The sequence below is a fragment of the Kitasatospora saccharophila genome, from assembly GCF_039529925.1.
Lineage (GTDB): Bacteria > Actinomycetota > Actinomycetes > Streptomycetales > Streptomycetaceae > Kitasatospora > Kitasatospora saccharophila.
Genome location: NZ_BAAANS010000012.1, coordinates 24,898 through 44,801, shown reverse-complemented (window position 1 = coordinate 44,801; position 19,904 = coordinate 24,898). Strand labels below are relative to the sequence as shown.

The following is a 19,904-nucleotide window of genomic DNA, read 5'->3' as shown; positions in this document are numbered from 1 at the left end:
GGGTCGCTGTTCAGTCAGCTAGGCAGCTGCCGAAGCGCGGTGCTTCAGCTCTGGCCGCCGGCCAGCTTCTCGCGGAGCGCGGCCAGGGCCTCGTCCGAGGCGAGCGCGCCGGAGGTCTCGTCGCTGCTGGAGGAGTAGGAACCGCCGCCACCGGAGACCGGGGCCTCCTCGCCGGCCTCGGCGGCGGCAGCCGCGTCGGCCTCGCGGGACTTGATGACCTGGGCCTGGTGCTGCTCGAAGCGGGACTGGGCCTCGGCGTACTGCCGCTCCCACTCCTCGCGCTGCTTCTCGAAGCCGGGCAGCCAGTCGTTCGCCTCGGGGTCGAAGCCCTCCGGGTAGATGTAGTTGCCCTGGTCGTCGTAGGACGCGGCCATGCCGTACAGGGTCGGGTCGAACTCGACCGACGCCGGGTCGGCACCGAGGGACTCGTTGGCCTGCTTCAGCGAGAGGCTGATGCGGCGGCGCTCGAGGTCGATGTCGATGACCTTGACGAAGATCTCGTCGCCGACCTGGACGACCTGCTCCGGGATCTCGACGTGGCGCTCGGCCAGCTCGGAGATGTGGACCAGGCCCTCGATGCCCTCGTCCACGCGGACGAACGCACCGAACGGAACCAGCTTGGTGACCTTACCCGGGACGACCTGGGAGATCTGGTGGGTCCGGGCGAACTGCTGCCACGGGTCCTCCTGGGTCGCCTTCAGCGACAGGGAGACGCGCTCGCGGTCCATGTCCACGTCGAGAACCTCGACGGTGACCTCCTGGCCGACCTCGACAACCTCGTTCGGGTGGTCGATGTGCTTCCAGGACAGCTCGGAGACGTGCACCAGACCGTCGACGCCGCCGAGGTCGACGAACGCACCGAAGTTGACGATCGAGGAGACGACGCCGGAGCGCACCTGACCCTTCTGCAGGGTGGTGAGGAAGGTCTGGCGGACCTCGCTCTGGGTCTGCTCCAGCCAGGCGCGGCGGGACAGGACCACGTTGTTGCGGTTCTTGTCCAGCTCGATGATCTTCGCCTCGAGCTCCTTGCCCACGTAGGGCTGGAGGTCGCGGACGCGGCGCATCTCGACCAGCGAGGCCGGGAGGAAGCCACGGAGGCCGATGTCGAGGATGAGACCACCCTTGACGACCTCGATGACGGTACCGGTGACGATGCCGTCCTCTTCCTTGATCTTCTCGATCGTGCCCCAGGCGCGCTCGTACTGCGCACGCTTCTTGGACAGGATGAGACGACCCTCCTTGTCCTCCTTCTGGAGAACCAGGGCCTCGATCTCGTCGCCGACCTTGACGACCTCGTGCGGGTCAACGTCGTGCTTGATCGAGAGCTCGCGGGAGGGGATGACACCCTCGGTCTTGTAACCGATGTCGAGGAGCACCTCGTCACGGTCGACCTTCACGATGATGCCCTCGACGATGTCGCCATCGTTGAAGTACTTGATGGTCTCGTCGATCGCGGCGAGGAACGCGTCCGCGTCGCCGATGTCGTTGACCGCGACCTGCGGGGTGGTGCTGACAGAGGTGTCGGTGGGGCTCGTCATTAGGAAAAGGGCTCCGGTACGGACATGAAGTCGTAGTAATGCCACGCGGAGGGCCCTGATCGCTCCCACCGAAAGCCGTACAGGCCAGAAAACGGCCCACCGAAAGGACTCCCGCAACGACAGGATCCCGGTGTCCGTCTGACGACCGTGGGGTCTTCGACAGATGCGAGCGCGACCTGCTCCGTCCGAGGCGCGCAGGCCCGCAGCGCAACTTGTAGCATACGGGGACACCCGGGCACGGTCAACGTCGAAGCCGACGAGACGGTGGAGGCCGGGACGGATCAGGCCATATCCTCCGATGGCGCACCTCGCGGCGGCTGGAGCACCGGCCCTACCCCGGATGCCACGGCCCGACCCGGTCCCCGTTCGGGACCGGCTCCGCAGCAGCAGCGCTTCCGCAAGCCCATAGCCTACTTGACGTCCCGCCCCGGCTCGCGCCAGGGGCCCGCCCGCCCCGGCCCCGGCCGGGCCCCCGATGCACCAGGTGACGGATTTCCATGACCCACCCCACCCCCGGCGACGCCGAACCCCGCGACTACGACCCGGCCGGGTACGACGTCCCCTCCTCCCCCGGGCAGCCGGACGAGGAGGAGGACGGCGACGAGGCGCTGCGACGGGACGCCGGGGCGCAGGAGTCGAGCCGGGCCAGCCGGCACTGGTGGGACCGCAACGCCGACGACTACCAGGACGAGCACGGCGAGTTCCTCGGCGACGACCGGTTCACCTGGTGCCCGGAGGGCGTGGACGAGGCCGAGGCCCGGCTGCTCGGCGACCCGGCCGACCTGAAGGGCGCGGACGTGCTGGAGATCGGCTCCGGCGCCGCGCAGTGCTCGCGCTGGCTGGCCGCGCGGGGCGCCCGCCCGGTCGCGCTGGACATCTCCTACCGGCAGCTGCAGCACTCCCGCCGGATCGACCTGGGCCGCGGCCTGGAGCCCGTCGCCGTGGTGCAGGCCGACGCCTCGGTGCTGCCGTTCGCCGACGGCTCCTTCGACCACGCCTGCTCGGCGTACGGCGCGGTGCCGTTCAGCGCCGACACCGAGCGGCTGATGCGCGAGGTGCACCGGGTGCTGCGGCCCGGCGGGCGCTGGGTGTTCTCGGTGACCCACCCGATCCGCTGGGCGTTCCCCGACGAGCCCGGCGTGGAGGGCCTGACCGCCACCTCCTCGTACTTCGACCGCACCCCGTACGTCGAGCAGGACGAGCAGGGCACCGCCACCTACGTCGAGCACCACCGCACCCTGGGCGACCGGGTCCGGGAGCTGGTCGCCGCCGGGTTCACCCTGCTCGACCTGGTCGAACCGGAGTGGCCGGAGGGGCTGGAGCAGGAGTGGGGCGGCTGGAGCCCGCTGCGCGGCGAGCACATCCCCGGGACGGCGATCTTCGTCGCCCGCCGGAACGGCTGACCGCGGTGCGCCCCGGGGGGCTCGACCTGCCCGTCAGCTCGGTGCTCCCCGCACTGGCCGCCGCACTGGACCGCAGCGGCGCGGCGGTGCTCTCCGCGCCGCCCGGCACCGGCAAGACCACCCTGGTGCCGCTCGCCCTGGCCGGCCTGCTCGGCGGCCCGCCGCGCCGGGTGCTGGTGGCCGAACCGCGCCGGCTGGCGGTCCGGGCCGCCGCCCGCCGGATGGCCTGGCTGCTGGAGGAGCCGGTCGGCGCCTCGGTCGGGTTCACCGTGCGCGGCGAGCGGCGGGCCGGACCCGGCACCCGGGTCGAGGTGGTCACCACCGGCGTCCTGCTGCAGCGCCTGCAGCGCGACCCCGAACTGCCGGGCGTGGACGCGGTGGTGCTCGACGAGTGCCACGAACGGCACCTGGACGCCGACACCGCGCTCGCCTTCCTGCTGGACGTCCGGGCCGCGCTCCGCCCCGAACTGCGGCTGCTGCTGGCCTCCGCGACCGCCGACACCGACGCCTGGGCCGAACTGCTCGGCGGCGCGCCGGTGGTGGCCGCCGAGGGCGTCTCGCACCCGGTGGCCACCGTCTGGGCCCCGCCGCCCGCCGCCGTCCGCCCCGCGCACGGCACCCGGGTCGACCCGGCACTGCTCGCGCACGTCGCGGCGACGGTCCGCCGGGCGCTGGCCGAACGCGACGGCGACGTGCTCTGCTTCCTGCCCGGCGTCGGCGAGATCGCCCGGGTGGCCGGGCAGTTGGCCGCCGAGGACGTCGAGGTGCTGCAACTGCACGGGCAGGCGCCGCAGGCCGTGCAGGACGCCGCGCTGGGCCCCGGGACGCGGCGGCGGGTGGTGCTGGCCACCTCGGTCGCCGAGTCCTCGCTGACCGTGCCCGGCGTCCGGGTGGTGGTCGACTCCGGGCTGACCAGGGAGCCGCGCACCGACCACGCCCGCGGCCTGTCCGCGCTGGTCACCGTCCGCACCTCGCTGGCCGCCGCCCGGCAGCGCGCCGGACGCGCCGGACGCGAGGCCCCCGGCACCGTCTACCGCTGCTGGGCCGAGGCCGAGGACGCCCGCGCCGCCCGCTTCCCCACCCCCGAGATCGCCCTCGCCGACCTCACCCCCTTCGCCCTCCAGGCCGCCTGCTGGGGCGACCCCGACGCCACCGGGCTCACCCTCCCCGACCCGCCGCCGGCCGGCGCGATGGCCGCCGCCCGCGAGGTGCTGCGCGCCCTGGCCGCCGTCGACGCCACCGGCCGCCCCACCGACCGCGGCCGCACCATCGCCCGCACCGGCCTGCACCCCCGGCTGGCCCGCGCCCTGCTCGACGGCGCCCCCGCCGTCGGCCCCCGCCGCGCCGCCGAACTCGTCGCCCTGCTCTCCGAAGAACCCCCGCGCGCCCTCGGCGACGACCTCGCCGAGATCCACCGCACCGTCCGCCGCTCCCCCGCCGACCCGTACGCCCGCCGCTGGAAGGACGAGACCCGCCGCCTGGAACGCGCGCTGACCGGCCCGGACGGCGACACGAACCCGACGGACGGCCCGGACGGCGACGGCCCGACCGCCGGACCGGGCGGCGGCAGCGCAGCTGGACGGCAGGCCACGACAGTCGGAGCGGGCGCGACGGCGGAGTCGGACGGCGACACGAACCCGACGGACGGCCCGGACCGCGACGGCGCCGCGCGGCGGACCACGCCCCGCGGGGCGGACCCGACCGCCGGACCGGGCGGCGGCAGCCGCGCGGCGGAACGGCGGGCCGCCGGTGCCGCGGCTGCCACCGCCGGCCGGCGCGGCGCAGCCGATGGGGGGCGCCCCGGCCGGGAGGCCGCGGCGTCCGGTGCCGCGGCCGGGCTGTCCGACGCCGTCGCGGCCGGGCTGGTGGTCGGGTTGGCGTACCCGGAGCGGGTGGCGCGGGCCCGGGAGGGCGGGGACGGGGCGTACCTGATGGCGTCCGGGACGGCGGCCCAGCTGCCGCCCGGTTCGCGGCTGCCGGCCGGTGGCTGGCTGGCCGTCGCGGTGGCGGACCGGCCCGCCGGGGCGCCGTCCGCGCGGGTGCTGCGGGCGGTCGCGGTGGACGAGGCGACCGCCCGGCGGGCGGCCGCGCCGCTGCTGGGCTCCCGCGAGGAGGTGCACTGGTCGGTGCGGCAGCGGGAGGTGACCGCCCGGCGGGTGGAGGCGCTGGGGGCGGTCGAACTGGCCGCCGTGCCGCTCCCGGCGCCCGATCCGGCGCTGGTGCGGTCCGCGCTGCTGGAGGGCCTGGAACGGGAGGGCGTCTCCGCGCTGCTGCGCTGGTCGCCCGCCGCGAACGGCCTGCGCGAGCGCCTCGCCTTCCTGCACCGGGCGGTAGGCGAGCCGTGGCCGGACGTCGCGGACGCGGCGCTGCTGGCCGCCGCCGGGCAGTGGCTGGAGCCGGAGCTGTCCCGGGCCCGGCGCCGCGCCGACCTGGAGCGGATCGACACCGCCGCCGCGCTGCAGCGGCTGCTGCCCTGGGCGGGCGGCCAGGCCGGGCGGCTGGACGAACTCGCCCCGGAGCGGATCGCCGTGCCGAGCGGCAGCCGGATCCGGGTCGACTACGCGTCCGACCCCGAACGGCCCGTCCTCGCGGTCAAGCTGCAGGAGCTGTTCGGCTGGTCCGCGGCCCCCGCCCTGGCCGGCGGGCGCGTCCCGCTCACCGTCCACCTGCTCTCGCCGGCCGGGCGGCCGGCCGCCGTCACCGGTGACCTCGCCTCCTTCTGGCGCACCGGCTACCCCGCCGTCCGCGCCGACCTCCGCGGCCGCTACCCCCGTCACCCCTGGCCGGAGGACCCGACGACGGCGGAGGCCACCCGCCGGGCCAACCCGCGCAAGTGAGGCCGCGCCACCCGGTGCCGCGGGCGCGCGGGTGGGCGGCGGGCCGTCAGGTCCAGTCCTCCGCGAGGGCCGCCATGTCGATGTCGTCGATCCACTCGTCCGCGTGGCGCAGCACCTGCCGGCGGACCCCCTCGACCTTGAACCCGGCCTTCTCGTAGGCGCGTCGGGCCCGGGGGTTGAAGGCGTAGACGGAGAGCGAGACGCGGTTGAGGCCGAGGGCGCGGAGGGCGTGGCCGGTGAGGAGGCGGACGGCTTCGGTGCCGAGGCCGCGGTCGCGGCCGTCGGGGCCGAGGGCGATCCGGAGGTTGCAGGCGCGGTTGGGTTCGTCCCACTCGTTGAGGACGACCTCGCCGACGCCGCGGCCGGTGGCGCGGTCGACGACGATCAGGTCGAGGCGGTCGGGCTGGTCGTTGCGGGTGGTGTACCAGTCGACGAAGTGGCGCTCCCTGGCCTCGTCCCACCCGGGGGCGACCGGAGTGTAGGAGTCGGAGGTGTAGCGGAGCACGTCCGGGTCGTCGATCGTGGCGCGGAGCATGGGGAGGTCCTCCTCCGGCCGGACGGGCCGCAGGAGGACCTTCTCCCCCACCAGGGTGGGCTTGTCGGCGAAGGTCGCGATGGCGGTCATCCGGCCAGTCTCGGAGGGCCGGCCGGACGTCCGCAACGGGATATCAGTGCGCCGCGGCCTCCCAGTTCGCCCCGGCGCCGACCGAGACGTCGAGCGGGGCGCGCAGCGGGTACGCGCCGGCCATCTGCTCGCGGACCAGCGCCTCGACCTGCTCGCGCTCGCCGGGGGCGACCTCCAGGACGATTTCGTCGTGCACCTGGAGCAGCATCCGGGTGGTGAGCCCGGCGGCGCGCAGGGCTTCGTCGACCCGGAGCATGGCGATCTTGACGATGTCGGCGGCGGAGCCCTGGATGGGCGCGTTGAGGGCCATCCGCTCGGCCATCTCGCGGCGCTGCCGGTTGTCGCTGGTGAGGTCGGGCAGGTAGCGGCGGCGGCCGAGCAGCGTCTCGGTGTAGCCGACGGCGCGGGCCTCCTCGACCACGTCGTTCAGGTAGTCGCGGACGCCGCCGAAGCGCTCGAAGTAGGTGTCCATCAGGCCCTGGGCCTCGGCGGGCTTGATGCCGAGCTGCTGGGAGAGGCCGTAGGCGGACAGGCCGTAGGCGAGGCCGTACGACATGGCCTTGATCTTGCGGCGCATCTCGGCGTCGACGTCCGCCGGGGCGACCGAGAACACCTGGGAGGCGACGGTGGTGTGCAGGTCCTCGCCGCTGGTGAAGGCTTCGATCAGGGCCTCGTCCTCGGAGAGGTGGGCCATGATGCGCAGTTCGATCTGCGAGTAGTCGGCGGTGAGCAGCGTCTCGTAGCCCGCGCCGACCACGAAGGCGCGGCGGATGGCGCGGCCCTCCTCGGTGCGGACCGGGATGTTCTGCAGGTTCGGGTCCTGGGAGGAGAGCCGGCCGGTGGCGGCGACCATCTGGTTGAAGGTGGTGTGGATCCGGCCCTGCGGGGAGACGGTCTTGAGCAGGCCCTCGACGGTGGTGCGGAGCTTGGCCTGGTCCCGGTGGCGGAGCAGGATGACCGGGAGTTCGTTGGTGGTCTGGGTGGCGAGCCAGGTGAGGGCGTCGGCGTCGGTGGTGTAGCCGGTCTTGATCTTCTTGGTCTTGGGCAGGCCGAGGTCGCCGAACAGGACCTCCTGGAGCTGCTTGGGCGAGCCGAGGTTGAACTCGCGGCCGGCGGCGGCGTGCGCCTCCTCGACGCAGCGCTGGATCTCGACGGCGAACCGGGCCTCCAGGCCCTGGAGCCACTCGCGGTCGGCGGCGATGCCGTGCCGTTCCATCCGGGCGAGGAGTTCGGCGATCGGCAGTTCCATGTCGTGGAACAGCTCGACCGCGCCGACCTCGGCGAGCCGGGTGTCGAACAGGACGGCCAGGTCGTGGACGGCGCGGGCCCGGGTCATCAGGGCCTGGGCGCCGGCCGTCGGGTCGGGCTCGTCGGAGTCGAAGCTGAGCTGGCCGGTCTCGGCCTCGGCGGCGGGGGCGAGCGAGCGGCCGAGGTACTCCTCGGCGAGGACGTCGAGGGTGAAGGCGCGGCGGCCGGGCTTCTCCAGGTAGGCGGCGAGCGCGGTGTCGGCGGTGACGCCGGCGAACTGCCAGCCCTGCTCGGCGAAGGCCCGCATCACCTGCTTGGCGATGTGCAGGGCCTTGGGGCGCTTGGGGTCGGCGAGCCAGGCGGTGAAGGCGCGGTCGTCGTCCTCGGCGAGGGCGGCGGGGTCGAACCAGGCGGCGGCGGTGCCGGTGTCGAGGCCGATCTGGTCGACCTTGCCGCTGCCCAGGGCCCAGGTGTAGTCGGCGGCGAGGGCGGTGCGCCCGGCCTCGCCGGTGTGCCGCTCCAGCCAGTCGGCGAGCGCGCCGGGTTCGGTGAGCAGGTCGCCGTCGACGGCGGGGCCGGCCGGGACCTCGACGGCGGCGGCGGACTCGGCGCCGGCCGGGTCGATGCCGGCCACCCGGTCGCGGAAGTTGGGGTTGCGGAACTCCAGCGCCTCCATCAGCCGGGCGACCTCGTCCTTGTCGAACGGGGCACGCTCCAACTGGGCGACGCCGAGCGGGAGTTCGACGTCCCGGACGAGTTCGGTGAGGAAGCGGTTGCGCTTGACCGAGTCGAGGTGCTCGCGGAGCTTCTCGCCGATCTTGCCCTTGACCTCGTCGGCGTGCTCGACCAGTTCGGCGAAGGAGCCGTACTGGTTGACCCACTTGGCGGCGGTCTTCTCGCCGACGCCGGGGATGCCGGGCAGGTTGTCGGACGGGTCGCCGCGCAGGGCGGCGAGGTCCGGGTACTGGTCGGGGCGGACGCCGTACTTCTCGGCGACCTTCTCCGGGGTGTAGCGGGTCAGTTCGGAGACGCCCTTGGTCGGGTACAGCACCGTGACGTCCTCGGTGACCAGTTGGAGGGAGTCCCGGTCGCCGGTGACGACCAGCACCTCGAAGCCCTCGGCCGCGGCGGCGGTGGCCAGGGTGGCGATGACGTCGTCGGCCTCGAAGTTCTCGGCGGTGATCCGGGGCACCCGCATGGCGTCCAGGAGTTCGCCGATCAGCGGGATCTGGCTGCGGAACTCGTCCGGCGTGGCGGAGCGGTTGGCCTTGTACTCGGGGTACTCGGCGGACCGGAAGGTCTGCCGGGACAGGTCGAAGGCGACCGCGAGGTGGGTGGGCCGCTCGTCCCGGACGGTGTTGGCCAGCATCGAGGCGAAGCCGTAGACCGCGTTGGTGTGCTGGCCGGTCGCGGTGGAGAAGTTCTCCACCGGCAGGGCGAAGAAGGCCCGGTAGGCCATCGAATGCCCGTCCAGCAGCATCAGCCGGGGCCGCCCGGCCGCACTCTTGCCCGCACCCTGTGTCGCCACGTCACGTCCCGTTCCTGCCGGTTGCTCTGCCTCCCCGATCCTAGGGGGCGCGGCCGACATCTCCGGCGCGGCGCGGAGCGCCTCCCTACTGGCGGGTAGACAGTCGTACGATCGACGCGCAACGAAGCGAACCCGGAAGCAGGGAGCACCATGACCGACGCGGCGCCCGTACTGAAAGTGCCCCAGGACGTGCTGGACCACTTCGCCAAGCTCGGGGTGGACCCGGAGACCTTCTCCGGCGGGCACCTGGGCGAGAAGCTGGGCATCACCATCGTCGAGGCGTCCCCGGACCGGGTGGTCGGAACGATGCCGGTGGAGGGCAACCAGCAGCCGTACGGGCTGCTGCACGGCGGGGCGTCGGCGGCGCTGGCCGAGACGCTGGGGTCGATCGGCGCGATGCTGCACGCCGGGCCCGGCCGCTACGCGGTGGGCGTGGACCTGAACGCGACGCACCACCGCTCGGCGACCTCCGGGTTGGTGACGGGCGTGGCGACGGCGGTGTTCAAGGGCCGCACCGCGGCGACGTACGAGATCGCGGTGACGGACGACACCGGCCGCCGGATCACCTCCTGCCGGCTGACCTGCATGCTGCGCGACCTCTAGGCGCGCGCCTCCCGCCCCGCGCGGGCGCCCGCCCGCCCCACGCGCCCCCTCGTGGTTTGGCCGTGCCCCGCCAGGGGCAGTCTCGGCTGGAACGAGGGGGCGTCGCCGTGTCCGCAGAGCGCGAACCACCCCGGGCCGGGCCGGGGTCGAGCGGGCGTCAGGAGCGCCCGCCGGCAAGTTTCTTGCCGCTCCCGGGCCCGCCCCTGCCGCCGCGGCGGGCCGCGGCCTACGCTGAGCGGCCCGGGGCACCGACGGGCGGGCCCCTTCCTTTCCCCGATGTAACGCTGCGTAACACGCGTGCAATGAGGACCGCGCGCCGGACCGCCGGCCGCCACCCCCTCCGGGACGTCCCCGCAGTACCGCACCCGAACCATCCCGCGTCCGATTATCGGACGTACGTGACCAGCCCGCGATCCCCGGACAAACCTGTCCGATAATCGGTGAACCCTTGTGTGACCTGGGAGTTGAGCGGGAGGGAGATCCACTACTCGGGACGGATCCCGGAACCCGGTGATCCACCTGGGGTTTTGGACCATGATGTGAGATCAACATCCGCCGTGGTCATAACAAGAGAATCACAGCCTCCCCCGTCCCACTGCCCGAGTCGGCACGGGCGGTCTAGAGTCACGCCCAGTCACCGCGCCGTCCGGTTCCCGGGTCGGCCGCCGCGACCCGGCACCGCCTGCCCTGTGCGCGTGTCCTCCAGATCCAGAAGGAGACCCTCGTCGTGCGAAAGAGCTCACTTCTTGTCGTGACCATTGCCGTGGCGGGGGCGCTCACCCTGTCCGCCTGCGGTTCGCGGGGCGGCAAGTCCGACTCCGGCGCGGACAACGCGAGCGGCGGCGGCAAGGGGGGCAGCGTCAAGGTGGTGATCGGCATCGACGCGCCGACCAGCGGCAGCCTGTCCGCGCTGGGCCTGGGCATCAAGAACTCGGTGGACCTCGCGGCCAAGCAGGCCAACGCGAAGAACTACGTCCCCGGCGTGACCTTCGCCATCGAGGCCAAGGACGACCAGGCCAACCCGACCACCGGCAAGCAGAACGCCACCGCGCTGGTCGACAGCAAGGACGTGGTCGGCGTGGTCGGCCCGCTCAACTCCAGCGTCTCGCTGACCATGCAGAAGGTCTTCGACGACGCCAAGCTGGCCCAGGTCTCGCCCGCCAACACCAGCCCCGACCTGTCGCTGGGCCCGGACTGGGGCAGCGGCAAGTTCACCCGCCAGTACCAGTCGTACTTCCGCACCGCCACCACCGACGTGGTGCAGGGCAAGTTCGCCGCCCAGTACCTGTACAACGACGCCAAGAAGACCAAGGTCTACGTCGTCGACGACAAGAAGACCTACGGCGCGGGCCTGGCTGCCATCTTCGCGGACGAGTTCAAGAAGCTCGGCGGCGCCGTGGTCGGCACCGACCACATCAACCCGGGCGACAAGGACTTCTCCGCCATCGCCACCAAGGTCGCCTCGGCGGGCGCCGACGCGGTGTACTACGGCGGCGAGTACCCGGACGCCGGCCCGCTCAGCGACCAGCTGAAGAAGGGCGGCGCCAAGGTCCCGCTGTTCGGCGGCGACGGCATCTACGACCCGGAGTTCGTCAAGCTCGCCAACGGCAACGGCGAGGGCGACCTGGCCACCTCGGTGGGCGTCCCGGTCGAGGAGCTGGACACCGCCAAGGAGTTCGTCGCCAACTACACCGCGGCCAAGTACCCGGAGCCGTACGCGGCGTACGGCGGCTACTCGTACGACGCCGCCTGGTCGATCATCGAGGCGGTCAAGGCCGCGGTCGAGCACAACGGCGGCAAGGTGCCGTCCGACCTGCGCACCCAGGTGCTGACCGAGCTCGGCAAGGTGAAGTTCACCGGCGTCACCGGCCCGGTCGCCTTCGACGAGTACGGCGACACCACCAACAAGCAGCTGACCGTGTACAGCGTCCAGGGCGGCGCCTGGAAGAAGGTCAAGAGCGGTACGTACAGCGGCTGATCCGCACCGCACCTCCCCGCAAGACAGCCGTGTGGCGGAGGGCACCACAAGTGCCCTCCGCCTTCTCGTACCCCCCTATCCACGGAGGCCCGCGGTGCACGAACTGCCGCAAAACCTGGCCAACGGACTGATGCTCGGCCTGATGTACGGCCTGATCGCCATCGGTTACACGATGGTCTACGGCATCGTCCAGCTCATCAACTTCGCCCACGGCGAGATCTTCATGGTCGGCGGCTTCGGCGCGCTGACCGCCTACGCGGCGCTGCCGCACGGCACCTCCCTCTGGCTGGCGCTGCCGGTGATGATCCTCGGCGGTGTGATCGCCTCCGTGCTCACCGCCACCGCCGCCGAGCGCTTCGCCTACCGGCCGCTGCGCACCGCGCCCCGGCTGGCGCCGCTGATCACCGCGATCGGCCTGTCGATCGCGCTGCAGCAGGTGGTGTGGGCGTTCTACCCGGACGGCAAGAAGGCGCTGTCCTTCCCGCAGTTCGGCGGCGACCCGATCGGCCTGGGCTCCTTCCACCTGCAGCGCAACGACCTGTTCCTGCTGGTGGCGGCGCCGCTGTGCATGCTGGTGCTGGCCGGCTTCGTGCGGCTCACCCGCACCGGCCGGGCCATGCAGGCCACCGCGCAGGACCCGGACACCGCGAAGCTGATGGGCATCGACACCGACCGGATCATCGTGGTCGCGTTCGCGCTGGGCGCGGCCTTCGCCGCCGTCGCGGCGGTCGCGCACGGGCTGCGGTACGGCCAGGTCGACTTCGCGATGGGCTTCCTGGCCGGTCTGAAGGCGTTCACCGCGGCCGTGCTGGGCGGCATCGGCAACATCTACGGCGCGATGCTGGGCGGCCTGGTGCTGGGCGTCGCCGAGTCGATGGCCACCGCCTACGTGCAGGACGTCCCGGGCATGCACCAGCTCGGCGGCGGCGCCTGGGCCAACGTGTGGGCGTTCGTGCTGCTGATCGTCGTCCTGCTGGTGCGGCCGCAGGGCCTGCTCGGCGAGCGCGTCGCGGATCGGGTGTGAGCGCGATGACCGAGACGACGACCCACGAGGGCATCCACGAGACCTCCCCGGTCCTGCCGCTGCCCGCGCACCTCGCGCTGGGCGCGGCGGTCGGCGGCGGGGTGCTGGCCGCCGCCTCCGCGGCGATGTCCTGGACCTGGACGCCGGACTTCCCCGGCGACCTGACGTACTACGGCTCCCCGGCCGGCCTGCAGTGGCTGGCGCTGGCCGGCGGCGTGCTGACCGCGCTGCTGGCGCTGGCCCACCGCGGGCTGAAGGGCCTGCGCTGGCTGAACCCGTCCGGCAGCGCGAACGGCGTGCTGTTCGCCGCGCTCGGCACCCTCGCGGTGTGCTGGTACGCGGCGGGCTCGATCGCCGTCGAGCTGGACGGCCTGGTCAACCTGGACCCGGGCGGCTGGCTGGCCGCGGTCGGCTCGCTGCTGGCCGTGCTGGGCGCGCTGGGCCTGCCGCTGGACCGCCGGCGCGCCGTCCGCCACGCCGAGCTGCACTGGGGCCTGTACGCGGTCCTGGTCGTCTCCGCGGTGCTGCGGCAGGGCCTGGGCCAGGGCTGGGCGCTGCACGCGGTGCCGCCCGGCATCCGGCCGCTGTTCACCGGGAACCTGTGGTTCTTCGTGGCCCTGCCGGCCGCGATCGCGGCGCTGCGGCTGTGGCGGCTGCTGGACGGGTGGCTGCGGATCGGCCGGATCGAGCGCCCGCTGCCCGCCGCCCGCCCGCTGCCCGGCTGGGCGGAGATCCTGGTGGTGACCGCGGTGTTCGCGGTGGGCCTGGGCGTGGTCGAGTTCGGCATCTCCACCGAGTACGGCGAGCTGTTCATCGGCTTCCTGCTGCTGACCGGCTTCGGCACCGCGGCGCTGCTGGCGTCCGGCGCGGTGGGCCGGCTGCGCGAACTGACCTCCCGGCACCGGGCGGTGACCACGGGCGCGGCGTTCGCCGCGGCGGGCGCGTTCCCGTTCACCCAGAGCAGCGAGACGTACGTGCTGATCGGCACCAACATCCTGATCTTCGCGACGGTCGCGCTCGGCCTGAACGTGGTGGTCGGCCTGGCGGGCCTGCTGGACCTCGGCTACGTGGCCTTCCTGGGCGTGGGCGCGTACGCGGCGGCGCTGGTGTCGGGGTCGAAGTTCTCGGTCTTCCGGGACCTGCACCTGCCGTTCCCGGTCGCGGTGCTGATCGGCGCGCTGGCGGCGCTGGTGTTCGGCGTGGTGATCGGCGCGCCGACGCTGCGGCTGCGCGGCGACTACCTGGCGATCGTGACGCTGGGCTTCGGCGAGATCTTCCGGATCGCGATGAACAACCTGGACGGCAGGTCGGGCCCGAGCCTGACCAACGGCCCGAACGGCATCGCGGCGATCCCGGACGTCAGCCTGTTCGGCTTCGACTTCGGCGAGGCGCACGACTTCGGGGCCCTGCACCTGGGCAAGAACGGCAACTACCTGCTGCTGATGCTGGTGGCCACCGCGGTCGTGGTGACGGTGTTCGCGCGGGTCGCCAACTCCCGGATCGGCCGGGCCTGGGTGGCGATCCGGGAGGACGAGACGGCGGCCGAGGCGATGGGCATCAACGGCTTCCGGGTGAAGCTGATCGCCTTCGCGCTGGGCGCGACCCTGGCGGGCCTGGCCGGCGCGGTGCAGGCGCACGTGTCGGGCGCGGTCTCGCCCGACCAGTACCTGTTCACCGGGCCGACGCCGCCGAACTCGGCGTTCCTGCTGGCCGCGGTGATCCTCGGCGGCATGGGCACCATCAGCGGCCCGCTGGTGGGCGCGGCGCTGCTGTTCCTGATCCCGGCGAAGCTGGAGTTCCTGCAGTCCTACCAGCTGCTGGCGTTCGGCCTGGCACTGATCCTGCTGATGCGCTTCCGGCCGGAGGGCCTGATCGCGGGCCGCCGGCAGCAGTTGGAGTTCCACGAGGTGCAGCTGCCCGCGCAGGCCGCCCCGGCCGACGACGTACCGACCAAGGCGGGGGCGTGAGCACCGTGAGCACCGAGACCGAGACCGTTCCGACCCCCGAGCCGCTCGCCGCCCCCGTGCTGGAGGCCGCCGGCGTGGTGATGCGCTTCGGCGGCCTGACCGCCGTGAACGACGTGGACCTGACGGTCCGCCAGGGCGAGATCGTCGGCCTGATCGGCCCGAACGGCGCCGGGAAGACGACCTTCTTCAACTGCCTGACCGGGCTGTACGTCCCGACCGAGGGCACCGTGAAGTACAAGGGCCGGGTGCTGCCGCCGAAGCCGCACCTGGTGACGCAGGCCGGGATCGCCCGGACCTTCCAGAACATCCGGCTGTTCGCCAACATGACGGCGCTGGAGAACGTCCTGGTGGGCCGGCACACCCGCACCAAGGAGGGGCTGTTCTCGGCGATCCTGCGCGGCCCGGGCTACCGGCGGGCCGAGGCGGAGGGCCGGGAGCGGGCCCGGGAGCTGCTGGAGTTCTGCGGCCTCGGCGCGAAGGCCGACCACCTGGCCCGCAACCTGCCGTACGGCGAGCAGCGGAAGCTGGAGATCGCCCGGGCGCTGGCCTCCGACCCCGGCCTGCTGCTGCTGGACGAGCCCACGGCGGGCATGAACCCGCAGGAGACCCGGGCCGCCGAGGAACTGGTCTTCGCGATCCGGGACCTGGGCACCGCGGTGCTGGTGATCGAGCACGACATGAAGTTCATCTTCAACCTGTGCGACCGCACCGCCGTGCTGGTGCAGGGCCGCAAGATCGTCGAGGGCGACCGGGAGACCGTCCAGAACGACGAACGGGTCGTCACCGCCTACCTGGGGGCCCCGCTCGAAGGAACCACCGCAGCTCAGGAGGACGGCCAGTGACCGCTCTGCTGGAGGTCGAGGACCTCCGTGTCGCCTACGGCAAGATCGAGGCCGTCAAGGGCATCTCGTTCACCGTCGAACAGGGCGGGGTCACCACCCTGATCGGCACCAACGGGGCCGGCAAGACCACCACCCTGCGCACCCTGTCCGGGCTGCTGCGGCCCACCGCGGGCAAGGTGCTGTTCGACGGGCAGGCGATCGACACGGTGCCCGCGCACCGGATCGTCGCCCTGGGCCTGGCGCACTCCCCCGAGGGACGGCACATCTTCCCGCGGATGACCATCGAGGAGAACCTGCTGCTGGGCGCCTTCCTGCGGCGCGACGCGGCGGGCATCGCCGAGGACGTGGAGCGGGCCTGCACGCTGTTCCCGATCCTCGCCGAGCGCCGCAAGCAGGCCGCGGGCACACTGTCCGGCGGCGAGCAGCAGATGCTGGCGATGGGGCGGGCGCTGATGTCCCGGCCCAAGCTGCTGATGCTGGACGAGCCGTCGATGGGCCTGTCGCCGCTGATGATGCAGAAGATCATGGCGACCATCGTGGAGCTGCGGGCGGCGGGCACCACCATCCTGCTGGTGGAGCAGAACGCGCAGGCCGCGCTGTCGCTCTCGGACCGGGCGTACGTGATGACCACCGGCCGGATCACGCTCTCCGGCACCGGCGCGGACCTGCTGCGCGACGAGTCGGTGCGCCGGCAGTACCTCGGCGAGGACTGACCGCGCCGACCGCGCGTCAGCGCCCCCGTCCGGATCGCTCCGGGCGGGGGCGCTCGCGCGCGGGCGGGGCTCAGCCCTCGGCGGTCTCGGCCTTCTTGCGGTCCTGGGCCGCGCCCTCCTCGATCACGGCCTCGGCGACCGCGGCCATCGTCATCCGGCGGTCCATCGAGGTCTTCTGGATCCAGCGGAACGCGGCGGGCTCGTTCAGGCCGAACTTGGTCTGCAGCACGCTCTTGGCGCGGTCGACCAGCTTGCGGGTCTCCAGGCGCTGCGAGAGGTCCGCGATCTCCTGCTCCAGGGTGCGCATCTCGGTGTAGCGGGAGACCGCCATCTCGATGGCCGGCACCAGGTCGCTCTTGCTGAACGGCTTGACGATGTAGGCCATCGCGCCGGCGTCCCGGGCCCGGTCGACCAGCTCGCGCTGGGAGAACGCGGTGAGCATCAGCACCGGGGCGAGGTGCTGCTCGTGGATCCGCTCGGCGGCCGAGAGGCCGTCCAGGACGGGCATCTTGACGTCCAGGATGGCCAGGTCGGGCTTGAGCTCCTCGACCAGTTTGACCGCCGTCTCGCCGTCACCGGCCTCACCGACGACGGTGTAGCCCTCCTCCTCCAGCATCTCCTTGAGGTCGAGGCGGATCAGTGCCTCGTCCTCGGCGATGACGATTCGGGTGATCTGGGGCGAGTCGGTCTCAAGCGGCTGTGGCTGCTCGTCGGGGGTGCTCACGGGGCTCCTCGGTCCGGCGGGGTGCTGCATGCATGAGCCTACCCAGACACGGTATGTTTGGTTCACCACGGGTGGGGGGTCCGACCTCCGATCCGCTGGGCCCCGATAGCCCAATCGGCAGAGGCAACGGTCTCAAACACCGTCCGGTGTGGGTTCGAATCCCACTCGGGGCACCCCAGTTCGCTCCCCGGCCCCGACCTCGGGGCCGGTCCCGGCCTCAGCCGGCCACCAGCGTGAGCACCGTCGGCTCGTCCGGCTGCTGCGCGTCCGCCGCCTCCAGGGTGTACGTCCCGGTGGTGTCCCCGTAGAAGTCGAACCAGGCGGCCAGGCTGATCCGGCCGGTCAGGTCCGGGTAGGGCGTGGCGTCGACCGGGACGGCGGGGGCGAGCCGCCGCCCGTCCGGGAGCGTCAGGTGTAGCAGCAGGCCGTCGGCGGTGCTGCCGGCCGGGGCCTCGAACAGCACCTCGACCGCGTGCCGGCCCGGCTTCGGGGCGCTCAGCACCCGCGGCACCACCGGGACGGTGCCGAGCAGGACGGTCGGCGCGCTACCGGTGCCGCCGCTGCAGTCCTCGCGCAGCCGGGCGGAGGCCAGCGCGAGCCGGTGGCGGCCGGTGCGCACGCCGTCCGCCGAGGGGCGCAGCGGGGTCGGGGCCAGGTCGACCTGGTCCTGGCCGGCCCGGGCGCCGACCGGGATCACCGCGCGGGCCGCGCCGGGGGCGGTGAGCACCAGGGCGAGCCGGTCGGGGTCGAGCTGCTGCCCGGCGGTGCCGACGTCCTGCACGGTGGCGGTCAGCGAGGCCCGGCCGTACGGCGGCGGGGTCATCTCCAGCGGGCCGCTGACGGTGACCCCGTCGGACTCCAGGGTGGCCCGGGGCAGGGCGGCGGCGACCGGCACCGGGGACTCGATGGCGACGCCCAGGACGAGTTCGACCGAGGTCCGGCCGTCCGGCTGCGGGGTGGTGGTCAGTGCGGTGAGCCGGTAGGAGTCGCCGCCCCACCAGGCGGTCCGGTCCAGCGTCACGGTCCGGGTCGGCGGCCGCCCGGGACTGCTGGTCTGCACCGCCCGCAGGGTGTCCGCGCCGTAGGGCGTGCAGCCCGCGGTGAGGACGACCGCGGTCCAGACCACTGCGATGCGGCGGCGTATCAACCTGCGTCTTCCCCCCGGTCCCGGCGCGGGCCCGATCCCCGGGACACCACCCAGGGCATGCTACCGACAAGGTGTCGCGCTCCGGCGCGGGGTGCCTGACGGTGCGTCAGGCGGGGCGCGGCCCGTCCCCCCGGCCGGGCCGGAGGAGCGGGCCGCGCGGTGCCCGGCGTCAGTTGGCCGGTTCGCCGACGTGGTGCACGCGCACCAGGTTGGTGGAGCCGGCCAGGCCGGGCGGGGAGCCGGCGGTGATGATCACGACGTCGCCGGGCTTGCAGCGGCCCAGGCTCAGCAGGGCGGAGTCGACCTGGGCGACGAGTTCGTCGGTGGTGGTGACGAACGGGCCGAGGAAGGTCTCCACGCCCCAGGTGAGCGCCAACTGGCTGCGCACGGCGGGCTCGTAGGTGAAGGCCAGCACCGGGATCGGCGAGCGGTAGCGGGTCAGCCGGCGGGCGGTGTCGCCGCTCTGGGTGAACGCGATCAGGTACTTGGCGTCCAGGAAGTCGCCGATCTCGGCGGCGGCCCGGGCCACCGCGCCGCCCTGGGTGCGGGGCTTGCTGCTGACGGTGAGGGCGGGCAGGCCGGCCGCGAGGATGTCCTCCTCGGCGGCCTCGACGATCCGGGCCATGGTCTTGACCGTCTCGACCGGGTACTTGCCGACCGAGGTCTCGCCGGAGAGCATCACCGCGTCGGTGCCGTCGAGCACCGCGTTGGCGACGTCGGACGCCTCGGCGCGGGTCGGCCGGGAGGCGTTGATCATCGAGTCCAGCATCTGGGTGGCGACGATGACCGGCTTGGCGTTGCGCTTGGCCAGCTTGACCGCGCGCTTCTGGACGATCGGCACCTGCTCCAGCGGGAGTTCGACGCCCAGGTCGCCGCGGGCGACCATGATGCCGTCGAAGGCGTCCACGATGGACTCCAGGTTCTCCACCGCCTGCGGCTTCTCGATCTTGGCGATGACCGGGACCCGGCGGCCCTCCTCGGCCATGATCCGGTGCACCTCCTCGACGTCCTTCCCGCTGCGCACGAACGACAGCGCGATGACGTCGGCCCCGGTCCGCAGGGCCCAGCGCAGGTCCTCGACGTCCTTGTCGGAGAGCGCGGGCACCGAGACGGCGACACCGGGGAGGTTGAGGCCCTTGTGGTCGGAGACCAGTCCGCCCTCGATGACGATGCAGTGCACCCGGGGGCCCTCGACGTGGGTGACCTCCAGGCAGACCCGGCCGTCGTCGACCAGGATCCGCTCGCCGCGCGAGACGTCCGCGGCCAGGCCCTTGTAGGTGGTGCCGCAGATCTCCCGGTCGCCCGGGACGTCGTCGACGGTGATGGTGAACTCGTCCCCGCGCTCCAGCAGGACGGGCCCGTCGGCGAAGGTGGCGAGGCGGATCTTCGGGCCCTGCAGGTCGGCCAGCACGCCGACGCTGCGGCCTGACTCGTCCGATGCCTTGCGGACCCGGTGGTAACGGTCCTCGTGCTCCGCGTGGGAGCCGTGGCTGAGGTTCAGTCGGGCGATGTCCATGCCGGCGTCGACCAGGGCCTTGATCTGGTCGTACGAATCCGCGGCCGGCCCGAGAGTACAAACGATTTTTGCTCGGCGCATACAGCAGAGCCTAGGCATTACCGGGACGTAACAGAGCGGTTCCGGCCAGTCCCCCCATGGCAGTTGGCGAAAGATTTGGTGAACGGGCCCGCAGCGTGCGGCGGGTGGCGCGCGGGGTGAGCGTCCGGGC

14 protein-coding genes and 1 tRNA gene are annotated in these 19,904 nt (G+C 73.1%); 9 read left to right on the top strand and 6 right to left on the bottom strand.

The window, feature by feature from the left end:
* Positions 1-44: 44 nt before the first annotated feature.
* Positions 45-1,538 carry a 30S ribosomal protein S1 gene (gene rpsA, locus ABD345_RS11295; protein WP_344551850.1) on the bottom strand — a complete coding sequence of 498 codons (1,494 nt, stop codon included), beginning with the start codon at positions 1,536-1,538 and terminating at the stop codon, positions 45-47.
* Between the two features lie 497 nt (positions 1,539-2,035).
* Here rpsA and ABD345_RS11290 point away from each other — a divergent pair, with 497 nt between their 5' ends.
* Both ABD345_RS11290 and ABD345_RS11285 read left to right on the top strand, forming a co-directional pair.
* The gene (locus ABD345_RS11290) at positions 2,036-2,941 is read left to right on the top strand and encodes a class I SAM-dependent methyltransferase (protein ID WP_344551849.1); all 906 of its coding nucleotides are present in this window, start codon (positions 2,036-2,038) and stop codon (positions 2,939-2,941) included.
* A gap of 5 nt (positions 2,942-2,946) precedes the next feature.
* Entirely contained in the window at positions 2,947-5,778 is a 2,832-nt protein-coding gene (locus ABD345_RS11285; protein WP_344551848.1) for an ATP-dependent RNA helicase, read from the top strand.
* A 46-nt stretch (positions 5,779-5,824) separates the two neighbouring features.
* Here ABD345_RS11285 and ABD345_RS11280 read toward each other — a convergent pair whose 3' ends face one another.
* Together ABD345_RS11280 and polA are read right to left on the bottom strand one after the other, a co-directional pair.
* The gene (locus ABD345_RS11280) at positions 5,825-6,403 is read right to left on the bottom strand and encodes a GNAT family N-acetyltransferase (RefSeq protein WP_344551847.1); all 579 of its coding nucleotides are present in this window, start codon (positions 6,401-6,403) and stop codon (positions 5,825-5,827) included.
* A 43-nt stretch (positions 6,404-6,446) separates the two neighbouring features.
* Positions 6,447-9,179, bottom strand: coding sequence for a DNA polymerase I (gene polA / locus ABD345_RS11275; RefSeq protein WP_344551846.1), 2,733 nt, complete (start codon positions 9,177-9,179; stop codon positions 6,447-6,449).
* Between the two features lie 150 nt (positions 9,180-9,329).
* Between polA and ABD345_RS11270 the strand changes: the two genes are divergently transcribed.
* From ABD345_RS11270 to ABD345_RS11245, 6 genes are all read left to right on the top strand, one after another.
* On the top strand, positions 9,330-9,782 hold the full coding sequence (locus ABD345_RS11270) for a PaaI family thioesterase (RefSeq protein ID WP_344551845.1): 453 nt from the start codon (positions 9,330-9,332) through the stop codon (positions 9,780-9,782).
* A gap of 727 nt (positions 9,783-10,509) precedes the next feature.
* The gene (locus ABD345_RS11265; protein ID WP_344551844.1) at positions 10,510-11,760 is read left to right on the top strand and encodes a branched-chain amino acid ABC transporter substrate-binding protein; all 1,251 of its coding nucleotides are present in this window, start codon (positions 10,510-10,512) and stop codon (positions 11,758-11,760) included.
* 94 nt (positions 11,761-11,854) lie between these two features.
* Positions 11,855-12,784, top strand: coding sequence for a branched-chain amino acid ABC transporter permease (locus ABD345_RS11260; RefSeq protein ID WP_344551843.1), 930 nt, complete (start codon positions 11,855-11,857; stop codon positions 12,782-12,784).
* A 5-nt stretch (positions 12,785-12,789) separates the two neighbouring features.
* Positions 12,790-14,751 carry a branched-chain amino acid ABC transporter permease gene (locus tag ABD345_RS11255; protein ID WP_344551842.1) on the top strand — a complete coding sequence of 654 codons (1,962 nt, stop codon included), beginning with the start codon at positions 12,790-12,792 and terminating at the stop codon, positions 14,749-14,751.
* 80 nt (positions 14,752-14,831) lie between these two features.
* The gene (locus tag ABD345_RS11250) at positions 14,832-15,593 is read left to right on the top strand and encodes an ABC transporter ATP-binding protein (RefSeq protein WP_344551943.1); all 762 of its coding nucleotides are present in this window, start codon (positions 14,832-14,834) and stop codon (positions 15,591-15,593) included.
* Positions 15,590-16,306 (top strand): ABC transporter ATP-binding protein, encoded by a 717-nt coding sequence (locus ABD345_RS11245; protein WP_344551841.1) that lies wholly within the window; start codon positions 15,590-15,592, stop codon positions 16,304-16,306. The genes ABD345_RS11250 and ABD345_RS11245 overlap by 4 nt, the downstream gene beginning before the upstream one ends.
* A 70-nt stretch (positions 16,307-16,376) precedes the next feature.
* Here ABD345_RS11245 and ABD345_RS11240 read toward each other — a convergent pair whose 3' ends face one another.
* Complete coding sequence (locus tag ABD345_RS11240; RefSeq protein WP_380272879.1) at positions 16,377-17,060, bottom strand: ANTAR domain-containing response regulator; 684 nt, start codon at positions 17,058-17,060, stop codon at positions 16,377-16,379.
* Positions 17,061-17,129: 69 nt separating this feature from the next.
* Here ABD345_RS11240 and ABD345_RS11235 point away from each other — a divergent pair.
* A tRNA-Leu gene (locus ABD345_RS11235) sits at positions 17,130-17,203 on the top strand.
* Between the two features lie 44 nt (positions 17,204-17,247).
* Here ABD345_RS11235 and ABD345_RS11230 read toward each other — a convergent pair.
* Complete coding sequence (locus tag ABD345_RS11230) at positions 17,248-18,177, bottom strand: hypothetical protein (RefSeq protein ID WP_344551839.1); 930 nt, start codon at positions 18,175-18,177, stop codon at positions 17,248-17,250.
* 169 nt (positions 18,178-18,346) lie between these two features.
* The gene (pyk, locus tag ABD345_RS11225) at positions 18,347-19,774 is read right to left on the bottom strand and encodes a pyruvate kinase (RefSeq protein ID WP_344551838.1); all 1,428 of its coding nucleotides are present in this window, start codon (positions 19,772-19,774) and stop codon (positions 18,347-18,349) included.
* Positions 19,775-19,904: the final 130 nt, after the last annotated feature.